This is a genomic window from Kaarinaea lacus (assembly GCF_975902315.1).
On record NZ_CDLKIE010000141.1, the window covers coordinates 1 to 11956 of the forward strand.

8 protein-coding genes are annotated in these 11956 nt (G+C 44.2%); 2 read left to right on the forward strand and 6 right to left on the reverse strand.

Annotation, left to right across the window (positions count from 1 at the left end):
- Positions 1–273: 273 nt before the first annotated feature.
- The gene (locus ACWVCM_RS03905; RefSeq protein ID WP_455200403.1) at positions 274–2352 is read right to left on the reverse strand and encodes a PKD domain-containing protein; all 2079 of its coding nucleotides are present in this window, start codon (positions 2350–2352) and stop codon (positions 274–276) included.
- A gap of 562 nt (positions 2353–2914) precedes the next feature.
- Positions 2915–3490 (reverse strand): outer membrane beta-barrel protein, encoded by a 576-nt coding sequence (locus ACWVCM_RS03910; RefSeq protein ID WP_455200404.1) that lies wholly within the window; start codon positions 3488–3490, stop codon positions 2915–2917.
- 496 nt (positions 3491–3986) lie between these two features.
- Between ACWVCM_RS03910 and ACWVCM_RS03915 the strand changes: the two genes are divergently transcribed.
- Entirely contained in the window at positions 3987–4676 is a 690-nt protein-coding gene (locus tag ACWVCM_RS03915) for a lamin tail domain-containing protein (protein WP_455200405.1), read from the forward strand.
- A 149-nt stretch (positions 4677–4825) separates the two neighbouring features.
- Positions 4826–5728: a TIR domain-containing protein gene (locus tag ACWVCM_RS03920; RefSeq protein WP_455200406.1), complete on the forward strand. Its 903-nt coding sequence runs from the start codon at positions 4826–4828 to the stop codon at positions 5726–5728.
- A gap of 20 nt (positions 5729–5748) precedes the next feature.
- Here ACWVCM_RS03920 and ACWVCM_RS03925 read toward each other — a convergent pair whose 3' ends face one another.
- From ACWVCM_RS03925 to ACWVCM_RS03940, 4 genes are all read right to left on the reverse strand, one after another.
- Positions 5749–6402, reverse strand: a complete 654-nt coding sequence (locus ACWVCM_RS03925) for a nucleotide-binding protein (protein ID WP_455200407.1) — start codon at positions 6400–6402, stop codon at positions 5749–5751.
- A 109-nt stretch (positions 6403–6511) separates the two neighbouring features.
- Positions 6512–7984, reverse strand: a complete 1473-nt coding sequence (ubiD, locus tag ACWVCM_RS03930) for a 4-hydroxy-3-polyprenylbenzoate decarboxylase (protein ID WP_455200408.1) — start codon at positions 7982–7984, stop codon at positions 6512–6514.
- 502 nt (positions 7985–8486) lie between these two features.
- On the reverse strand, positions 8487–11024 hold the full coding sequence (locus ACWVCM_RS03935) for an Ig-like domain-containing protein (protein ID WP_455200409.1): 2538 nt from the start codon (positions 11022–11024) through the stop codon (positions 8487–8489).
- Between the two features lie 418 nt (positions 11025–11442).
- Positions 11443–11956, reverse strand: a 514-nt coding sequence (locus ACWVCM_RS03940; RefSeq protein ID WP_455200410.1) for a hypothetical protein, incomplete at its 5' end; no start/stop codon positions are given.

Sequence of the window (11956 nt, forward strand, 5' to 3'; positions counted from 1 at the left end):
GAGAGCACTTCCCATAATGCAATGACTACAAGCACCCCGAAAAAAAAACTCAGGCGTATAGGGGCCTCGTTGCTGGTAATAAATTCGTCAATAGACATTATTGGTGTTTTCCTCCAGTGCGGGATTTTTTTCCATTATCGAGTGACAAAAAGCGCATGCTATACTGGATGTTATATTCTACTATTCAAGAGAATATAAGAACAGCCTGATAAAAACTGGCCCATATGTAAATCAATACATATGGGCCAAAGAGATTATGGTTGTTTACGATTGTTATTTCATTGCTACCTTTCTACGGCGATTAAACATTACGACTGCTAGCGCCAGGATTAACCAGTGCAAAGCACCAGCGCCCAACTCATCAAATGAACGCTTTTTGTTATCCCTGGAGTCTTTGTCACCGAATGGATTGTCTTTAGACATGTCTGATGGTTTTTCGTCAGCATCATGCGATTTTTCACCATCGGAAACATCTTTGCTGTCTTCTTCGGTATAGCCTGGGTCGAGGCCGCCATCTCCATCACCCGGAGCTGTTGTATCGTTTATATAAGCAGCAATCGCAGCAATATCGTCTGACGTTAATATATTGTCAAGGAATCTCATGTCCCTGTACTCATCGATAGCTTCAACGATATCACGCGCATCTTCACCACGGACTTCCCGGTTAAACTCCCTCGAGCCTTTTGCACCATGGCAACTTGTACAATAGGTGTTGTAGAGAGTCTCGCCATCTGTTTCAGTTTCAGTTGGCGGAGTTGGTGTAGTTGGCGTAGTTGGTGGTGTTGTTTCACCGATTTCCGCAGTGGTTTGGTTGCTATTAGTATCACCGCTGTCATCTGTCACAGTGAGCTGAACGTCATATGTTCCCGCTGCAGTGTAGGTATGAGATGGGCTGACACCGGTACCGGTATTACCGTCACCAAAGTCCCACTCATAGCTGACGATATTGCCGTCAGGATCAGTTGATCCACTGCCGTCGAACTGAACAGCAACATTAACAGTACCACTATACGGTCCACCGGCGTCCGCTATCGGTGCTTGTGGTGGAGGTGCTGCTGCAACAATTACTGCGGTGGTTTGGCTGTTGCCTGTATCACCACTATCGTCGGTTACCGTCAGTGTCACATCATAAGTTCCAGCTGTTGTATAGATATGTACGGGACCAACACCAGTACCGCTATTGCCATCGCCAAAATCCCATGCATAGCTGACAATACTTCCGTCCGTATCGGTTGAACCCGTACCGTCAAACTGTACCGCTACATCTACGGTGCCATTATAAGGGCCCCCTGCATCCGCAACAGGTGGTTGTGGATTTGTTGCAGGAACGATAGTGATATTTAACGTGGCCTGATCTGTCGCTCCATCATTATCAGTTACCGTCAACGTCACCGTATAGGCGCCCGCTGCATAGGTATGCGATACCGTTGGGCCGGAGCCGGCGGAACTGTCACCGAAGTCCCATTCATAGGTGGCAATAGTGCCATCGCTATCAGCGGAACCCGTGCCGTTAAAGGTTACAGCGACGCCTTCCGTACCATTGCTGGGACCGGATATTGCTGCAACCGGTGGTACATTGGTTGCCGAAATCTCAATTACCTGTGTGGCATGACTGAACGCGCCATCGTTATCAGTGACCATGAGTGTAACAGTGTATGTGCCAGCGGCAAACGCATGTTGCACCTCGACTCCCGAAGCGGCGGAGCCATCATCAAAGGTCCAGTCGTAGGCGACAATGGTGCCATCGGAATCTGATGAGCCACTGCCATTAAAGGTGATCAGATTACCTTCGATCCCTGTTGTTGGTGCGGTAATAACGGCAACAGGTGTTTGGTTTGTCGGTTGGCTAACGGTGACCTGAAGTGTGGTGGTGCCTGTACCGTCACCCGATGTGCCACCATTACCATTAGTTGACATGCCTGCAGCATAAATAGTGTAAGTACCTGCTGCAGTGGGTGCCTGCCAGTCAAATGACATACTGTAGGTTCCACCGCTCATTGATGCCGGTGAGTTATGAACCAGTTCAGTATTGCTGACTCTGACACCTGAAGCAGCAGTGTTAACCAGTACGCCGGCATTGGCACTAATGTCAAAACCGGCACTACTGGCTGCGCCGCCCGTGATCGTCAGTGTGTAGCTGTCCGTTGATCCCGGTGTTACCGTGGTACTGCCTGACGACGTTAATGTCACCGTGGGTGCTGTACCCTGTGGGTGACAAGCCGTGCACGTTGTGTTTGCCCCTGAATAACCACTAATACCGCCTGGTAAAGCGACTACACCTTGCGGAATTAAAAAACAGGTTATTGTGACTGCAAGGGCGAATACGGTTCGACATGGTTGTCGAGTATTCATTGTACTACCCTCCTTTGTATGCTCACATAGTTAAAACAATTTCCTGTTCTGAATTTTTTGCCTGGACTTGCCGTTGGTTCACAATTAAGAGGGGGCGGGAAATTGTGGTCGGCATTTTTTATGGTGGGCAAATACTATATGAAAGGAATGCGATTGCCATTGATGCGCATCAGTTAACAGAGTGATGTTTATAATTTATTGTAAAAAATATTTTGATCGAAACGCCTTAAAAACTTGGTTTGTTTTTTAACGGATATGATCATGAAAATAATGTATTACAAAAGTAGTATACAAATAATTTGTTTCTATTACTTTGGTTAGCGGTACATATCTAAAAGTGTCAATATCAGCTCTTCATATGTCGCAATTAATGGTGATTTTTTTCCAGTGATTAATGTTTGCGTGAATCAGCGGGTATGCCGCCATAAAAAAAGGGAAACAGTAGATGTTTCCCTTATTTGTCGTACGTATGACAAAGGCTGGTAGTGCCAATACTAATTCATACTTTTTTAGTCATCATTTCCATAACTGCACAACTAATGGTCTCTAGCAGAAATGGGCTCTACCAGGCATATGCAGCATTTGCTGTGAATTGAGTAATGTCCCCTTCGTCAAGGCCATCACCGATGCCGGGTAAATACTGAGCTTCAAGGCGAATTAGGAAATGTTGAGTCGCATTAATGTTAAATCCTGCACCAAGTGCGAAATCTATACCGTCGTCTCCTTCTAATGTTAAACCCTGTAGCTCAACTTCGGTACTCCAGATGTTCAAGCCAATTTTGCCATATAGGTCAAATGTCTGATTAAGTGGTAAATAACCAACGCCGGAAAAGATTAAGTGATCTGCCAAATGAGTAACTGTGTCGCCCGGAAAGGTAACGATTCCAAATGAGTCGACCCAGTCATGCTCGGACATACTGAATTCCATTTCCATGCCTAAGTTACCTTTGCGGGTACCGAAAAATAGCCTGATGGGTGATCCATCGTCAACGTCGTATGTCCCTAAAAGTGGTTTTATGTCCCAACTGGCTGTACCAAAACCTGCCCCAAGATAATTGGCAGCAAATGCATTACTGTTAATACTTGCGAATAGCATGACTAATAAAACAATGCTTCCCCTAACTTGTCTAAGTCCCATGTGATACTCCTTATTTAAAAACGTAAAACAATCATTGTTATATTTTGCAACCCACGATTGTTTTGTGGGTAAGGTTTATGCGTATGCCGAAGAGGCAATAGTTTGTGCCTGCAATAAAAGTGCGATTAGCTAGAGTGATAATGTTAAGTGGAGCATTGGTAATGCAGAGTGGTTACCACTATTCCCTGTTAACAGCCATAAATTATGTACTTCGGCAAACTTTAAAGTAAGTGTTATTGCATGTAGCGGTTTACTCATTTATGTATGCGCCGAAGATTATAACGGATCTAATAAGTTAATTATATGCGATTCTGTAAACTCTTGAGAGGAATGCTTTGCGATCTGTTGCTTACGTCAAAATCGATATATAGAGCTAATATATACACCAGGATTAATCCTCTGGTGTAAATATTTACCTTGAAGCAAAATTAAGTAGCGGCGCATAATTCCCTCCGCTGTTAAATAATAATAATTATAATCAGGGAGAATATTACTAATGAACAATATCTGTTTTTTGTTTCTTGTCGGCATACTTTTCTTTACTACCTCCGCAAATGCCACATTAATTTATTCAGAATATGTTGAAGGCTCCAGCTTCAACAAAGCGATCGAATTGTTTAATTCTGGCGATGAAATCAATTTTGATGCAGACAGTTACGCTGTCGAAATCTATTCCAATGGAGCATCCACAGCTTCTTCTACTATTAACCTCAGCGGTGTGCTAGGACAGAATATGACATTTGTCATTGGGCACAGCAGATCCAGTGGGTCCATCCAGTCAGCTGCCAATCAGCTGTCCGGTAGTCTTAATTTTAACGGTGATGATGCCATTGTCTTAACGCATAACGGTATGATTGTTGATCGCATTGGTCAGCCTGGATTTGATCCGGGATCTGAGTGGGGTTCGGGTTTAACGTCGACACAGAACAACACCTTGCGTCGGCTGCCTGGCATTCTTTCAGGTGACAATACGGCGTTTGCGAATTTTGAACCGACACTACAGTGGGCGGGGTTCGCGCTGGATAGCTTCGATGGATTAGGGCAACACCAAATTAATCTGCCGGTTTCTAAAGTAGATCAGGTAGCTTCTGTTCCGGAGCCGAGCTCCCTGTGGTTATTATTATTAGGCATGCTCGGATTTCTTAAATCCGGGCGGCCAGGTCTGTTGCGGCCAAGTTTTTCTTAAAGCAATTCAAATGCCTGCCGATGATTCTAATGCGGAAGAAAGTTCTACTAATCGCTGCTAAATTGTACGAATAGTAGCCAGATTTTACGCTTGCTTGGCATTAACTCACCGGCTGTGGCGTTATATTGATTAGCTAATTAAGAAAGACTATGGGAAAGGGAACAAAGGACAATCGACTGGATGAGCTCAAGCGGCTGATTGACGACATCGAGGCCGTACGAATCAAGCCGCGTATGTCACCGAAATTCAAAAGTTGGCACCGCGAGACACTGGAAACGCTGGAACGTTTATTCGGTCGCAAGTCCCGCCAGGTGAAAGACTTTGAAGCCATTCGCTATAACCTGGCGTCGTTCTCCAATAAAACACCTGAAAGCAAGTTTGAAGAAGCTTTTCTACATGGTTTAATGAATGCCGCGGTGATGTTGTCATCCGCGGTGAAAGAATTGCAGGTGGAAGAGCCAAAGCGCGAACCTAACATTAAACCGCCTGAAGCTATTGAGCCCGAACCCATACTGAATACACCAGCATTTGTTAAACCAGCGGCTGATCCGGTAACACCTGCCGTAAGGGCAATCCTTAATGCGTCATCAGCGCCTGCTGCGAAAGAACCCCCCGCTATTGTCAAACGTGCAATGGCGGTGGCAGGACATAAAATATTTCTGCTGTACGCCAATGATCTAGGGATGAAAGATGAATTGTCTACTTTTCTTTCAAAGGTGGAAATATCTCCTATTGTTTTGAAAGAAAGCGCTGCCAGCAGTGTTAATTTAATCGATGAGCTGGAAAGATATGACGATGTAGAGTATGGCATTGTTATGTTAAATCCGGATGCATCTGGTATATCCGAAAGTACCGTCTACGAGCTTGGTCTAATTGTTGGTAAATTAGGAAGAAACCGGGTGTGTGGACTGGTGAAGAACCAGATTGATATTCTTGCGAACTATAGCGGGGTATCGTATGTGCCTGTAGATCCCGCAGGGGCCTGGAAATTTCTATTGATAAAACAACTCAAAGATGCCGGTTTTGATGTGGACGCCAACCTGGCTTTGTAACTTGCGGGCGTTATCTGCAATCAACTCGCTTTTCGGTTCTTTGGCATACTTTTCTTACTGTTCAGCCAGGTGATAATCGGTTTCCACTGATCGACATCGTGTTCAACCAGCGAATTCCTCATATCAAATATACCCAAACCACGCTCTGAGGCACGAATGTAGTTTTGTGTGTCACGCAATGTGGCAACGATAGGGATCTTCAGGTTTCTTAGAAACGTTTGCAGTTTCTCGTAGCCAGTCGAGTTTTCTTTTACCCGGTTGGCAATCAGTCCAATTTTAGTTTGCTCACGGGATACTTTACCGACCAGTAATAACTCCTGGATGTACTTGGTACCAGCACGCACGTCGATGGGTGAAGGAAGTACCGGTAATAAAATCGTTTCTGCCCTGCGCACCATCGTGGTTAAGTCGCGGCCCATCACCCCGGCATTCACATCAAAGATAACAATTTCCGTTCCATTAGGAACACGCAATGGATTGTTGACCGCATCAAGACCGGTAATGGGTGGGCGGCTTTCATCCCGTTTTAACAACCAGTCAAGACTGGAAAGTTGCGGATCGAAATCGGCAAGCACCACGTTCCTGCCTTTCTTGGCGTAGTGGCTGGCGATATTAGTGGCAATGGTCGTTTTGCCACATCCGCCCTTGGCATTTAAAACCATAATCCTGCGCATGGCCGAGTTCTTCCTATCTTGTTGATAACTAGTTCATAAATAAACCGATGCTAAGCATGTATCGGCAATTTATAGCGTCAAATTAACGACTTGTTTCACAAATCTAAGACTAATTGTCGAGAATCCCCAGAGATTCCCATAAATTATCGACTTTTTTACGGATTTCTTCAGTCATGACGATAGGGCGGCCCCATTCGCGGCGAGTTTCGCCGGGCCATTTATTGGTAGCATCCAGTCCCATTTTGGATCCAAGGCCGGAGATCGGTGAGGCAAAATCGAGGTAATCAATTGGCGTGTTTTCGATAAGTGTGGTGTCGCGTGCGGGATCCATGCGGGTAGTCATGGCCCAGATAACATCGTTCCAGTCGCGGGCATTCACATCATCATCCACGACAATAACAAACTTGGTATACATGAACTGGCGTAAGAAAGACCACGCCCCCATCATGACGCGCTTGGCATGACCGGGGTATTGTTTTTTCATGCTGATGACAGCAACACGATAGGAACAACCTTCAGGTGGTAAATAGAAGTCTGTAATTTCGGGGAACTGTTTTTGTAAAATAGGTATAAACACTTCGTTAAGTGCAACACCCAATACGGAAGGTTCATCCGGTGGCCTCCCGGTATAGGTGCTGTGATAAATCGGATTGTCGCGATGAGTGATGCGATCAATGGTAAATACCGGGAAGCGTTCGACTTCGTTGTAATAGCCGGTGTGGTCGCCGAACGGACCTTCATCGGCCATCTCATCCGGATGAATAACACCTTCCAGTACAAATTCTGCTGATGCGGGAACCTGCAAATCAGAACCCTTGCAATTAACGACTTCTGTCTTGGAGCCACGTAACAAACCTGCAAATGCATATTCGGACAAACTGTCAGGTACCGGCGTGACAGCACCCAGTATCGTAGCGGGATCAGCGCCTAATGCCACTGCAACTGGAAATGGTTCCCCGGGATTCGCTTTACACCATTCGCGAAAGTCCAGTGCGCCACCACGATGGGCTAACCAGCGCATAATAACTTTGTTTTTACCAATTACCTGTTGGCGATAGATGCCGAGGTTTTGTCGTTCTTTATGCGGGCCCTTGGTGACTACCAATGCCCAGGTTATTAACGGTCCCGCGTCTTCCGGCCAGCAGGTTTGAACAGGCAGTTGAGAAAGGTCGACATCGGGTCCTTCAATGATATTGCTTTGACACGGCGCAGATTTATTAAGCCTGGGTGCCATATTCAGAACCTGTTTGAACACGGGCATTTTTTCCCAGGCGTCTTTCATGCCTTTGGGCGGTTCCGGTTCTTTTAAAAAGGCCAGCAACTTACCGATTTCTCGTAAGGCCTCGATAGAGTCCTTACCCATACCCATAGCAACCCGCTCAGGTGTGCCAAATAAATTTGCAAGTACGGGAAATCGTGAACCTTTGGCGTTTTCAAATAAAATCGCGGGTCCACCTGCCCGCAAGGTGCGATCACAAACCTCGGTCATTTCGAGAAAAGGATCGATTTCCTGGGAGATTTTTTTTAACTGGCCTTTGCTTTCCAGTTGTGTAATAAAATCCCGAAGATCTTTGTATTTCATGGCGTGTATTTCTGGGTATTGGTGTTTAATGTGCCAGCTTATCTAGTCTGTGTAACGGTGCAAGTTATATTGTAGCCGACTTTAAGTATGGTTACAGTTAGCGGTATTGTGGCATAATCATAAATAAACATGAACCAGTTTCTGGGATTTGTATAATAGGGATTTGTTAATGCTGCGCTTCAAAACAACAATTAGAAAGGAATACACTCGTTGACTCGCCGGTTGCTCAATCGCAAAGAAAGCAATATTCATGAATTGTTGATACAGGTGAGCGACGCCACGCGCAAAGCTATCGGTAATGCCTTTTGTATTTTTTAGCGCGCGGTGAAGTGGTCGATCTAAACCAACAGATGGGATATATTTCGAAACTATTGTTGTTTGAAAGTGGTTTTAAACGTACTTAATTACACATCTGAATTGCAATCTATTCTATTTGTAGAAATATACCTCTACGTAGATTTTATATTCGGTAATCACATCAAATATTGCCTGGTCGTAGCCTTTACAATGCCGGTGGGCGAAATATACTGCTGCCAGAGGTCGAGCTTAGCGGGCTATCATACAGATTATAAAGATCATCATCGTTGAACCAAATTTGATCCGGGCCGGCGTCAATGTACAGCCTTGCCTCTATAAAGTGATCACCACCATTGTAAATGTTGCGTACATACCTTACCGGAATATCGTCATTGGTAAACCAGGTGCCGTCATTGCCGGGGTGTACTATGTAGTTTGCCTGGGTAAGTAGTCCGTCAGAGTAGGTGTACACAATTGCATTCACAGGTACATCGTCGTTTGTTTTCCAGGTTTTATCACTCCCACTGGAACCATACTCTACTGTTTTGACTAACTGATTTTCTGAATTGTACTGGTATTCTCGATAGCGTGATAACTGGTCATCGCTATTAAGCCAGATGCCATCTTCACCGGGTGACCAGTGGGTGCTACTCTGTATCACTTGATTTTGGCCATTGAATTGATAATGCTGATATCGATTTGCTGTATCGTCATCGTTAAACCATATGCCATCTTCTCCGGGGGTGGCATAGGTTATAGCAAGGTTTGGACCACCGTGATCACTATATGTAGTAATAGTATAACTTTGCGGTAAGTCATCATCAGTAAACCATTGCTGATCAGCACCGGCGGAGTAATAAGAAGCAAAAAATGTCTGTTTGCTGGATTCATCGCGAATACGTCTTGAATAGCTGCGCATTCGATCGTCGCTGGTAAACCAGGTGTCATCATCACCCGCAGTAAAGAAAAATCCTGTTAATTCCTCGTTATTATTATCTGACGCTAAATTGGCCCGGTAACTATCAGGGATATCGTCATCTGTTAACCATCGTTCATCTTGACCGGCATCACCATAGGTTACGCCTTCAACGGATATACCATTGATCATTTGTGCCTGATTATTGATATGTTGGGTTAATATATCATCATTTGTAAACCAGACATTATCAGCGCCCGGGTGTTTTATAGTGAGTGTTGATGAAAAACGGATGTCACTGTGATTGAATACACGACAAGCATAAATATCATCATCCGTATTAAACCATTGCCCGTCTTCCCCCGGGCCACCGAAGCTTAGCTCATGGGTACGATTCAGGCTGGCATCGTAATAGCTATTATTGTATTCATTGGGAATGTCGTCCTCTGTAAACCAAATTCTGTCTGGTCCCTCGTTGATGTAATTAATAGAAGTGACTTGTCTTTGTAGATGGTAGCTATTGCGGGTGTATGAAGATGGCGTATCATCATTAGTAAAAGGAAGTCCATCGAGTCCAGCATTATCATATGAAATCATCTCCGTTCTATTGCCGAGTACATCGAAATGGGTTGCTCGAGAACTTAATGCAGTGTCGTCTGCAGTAAACCAGATAAGGTCAGCTCCAGGTGAATCATAGAATATGTATCTGGTATTATTTCCATAGACGTTATATGACTGGGCAGAATTATATTCAATTACATCATCTTCGGTATACCATATATTATCGTCACCCGCGCCTGAGTAAGCGATGTCGTTCTTCCGACGCCCGGTTTCACTGTAGCTTTGTACATTGTATCTTGTGAGTAGGTCATCATCGGTGAACCAGATTAAGTCCTCGCCTGGCCCATCATAAAAGTCTTCGCGAATGAGTAGTCCCGATTTGTTGTATATGGATTTTTCGTAGCTTGATGGTACGTCATCCGTTGTTAGCCATACCCCGTCAATTCCTGGGCTAGAATAGGTGATTCGTAAATCTGGTCTATTAAAACTATTGTTTCTGAACTCCCTGACTGTATTGGGTTGGTCGTCGGCGTTAAACCATATTCCGTCATCGCCTGGTTCAAGGTAGGAAATGACTTTCGATATTTGTAGAACATCATTGTAGTTGTATTCGGTGTAAGAGCCGGGGGTATCATCTGTAGTTCCCCAAACACCATCCGTACCGGGGTCGTTGTAGTATATGGAACGTTCAACTGAATTGAGATTGTTATAGATAGAAATTGAAATAGCTGCAATTTCGTCATCGTTGGTAAACCAGATATCATCAACACCGGGTGAGATGTACTGCGTGTATGTAGTAGTTAATTCGAGCTCCGTGCGCCTGGAGTATGATCGAATACTGCCGTCTTCGTTCTTGTAGATGTCTATATCGGCAGGCTCAATATTGTTCACGATATTAGCAGGTTGTGTAGTGAAGCTGATTTCAGTAGCGGTTATTTGACCGTATCGCGATCTGATATTATTTAAAGTCAGGCGATACTCCTGGTCGTATTCTAGAAAAACTTGAGGATCTACAACCAATGTTTGAATGTAGTCTGCATAAGTAATATGTACCGGGACATCAATCTCTGAGCCTATTGCCGTTAATCTTGCGCTAATATTATCGATGGAGCTACGATCCAGCCGCGTAGAAAACTGAATACTGAGATTATCGATGACATGAACATTGTCTAAGCTGCTGCTATTGCTGGGAGTGCTGGATATAATGGTCAGGTTTGGCTCTGAATTCGATCCGCCAGAGCTGCACGCGGTAATTGACAAAGTCATAAAAATAATCATTGCGAAGGGAATAAGAGATTTAGTGTTAGAACAGCTAAACCGCACTTTTGTAATTTTGAAAACCTTCATACTTTGCTCCCACAAACTTCCTGAATACAGAAATCCTTTTTATTTTTATATTTTACAAAAAGTTACAAGTTCTGCCCGATAGTAAGCGTAGACAGATTATAACAAGTTCTCTACGTAGCGTCGTCAGCTATGTTGACTTGCTAGTCACATACAAGGTGTTTTTATATCGAGGTGGATAAAAGAGGGGGTATTTAGAGTGGTGGTGTATGTTGTCCGATTATACAAGATTGTATTATCGGACTATTGTCAGGGTGTTGGTTATGAGTCGCTTAATACATGATTTTGATAAGCTGCTGGATAGTTGCCAATGGTAAAATTACAGTCAATAGCAAACGGGTTAGTATAATGCTGCTCCACCCTGCTTCTTTCTAACCTTGTAGTCAATCAGCACAAAGCCCATCAATACACCGATGATCAGTGTAACTGCCAGACTTAATAGCAGCCAGGTATAAAAACTTACCGATGATCGATTGCTGTAAAGTGGTTGTTCTGCTGTACTGTTGTTTGCGGTTACTTGATGGCTTTTCGCGCCGCTGGATGCAAGCACACTGTTTAGTTCTGCCTTGGTGTTAATTAACTGGTCTTCCAGGTTTGCGATAGTTATCTTTAATTCTGCAATGGTAATGTCCTTGATTTTTAAATCCTGGTTTAAGCCGTCTTCAGTTTTTTGATTTTCATTCAACTTATGGCGTAACCAGTCTGCAGTCTTTGCTTCCTTGCGCAACTCCTGCATTTGTAATAACCGGGTTTGGTAATCTTCTATCTTGGCTTGCGCTTCTTTGTATTTAACGACCAGTTGCAGATATTCAATTTGGATGGGTTTTTCGTTCGTGAGGTATTTGGCTTCTACC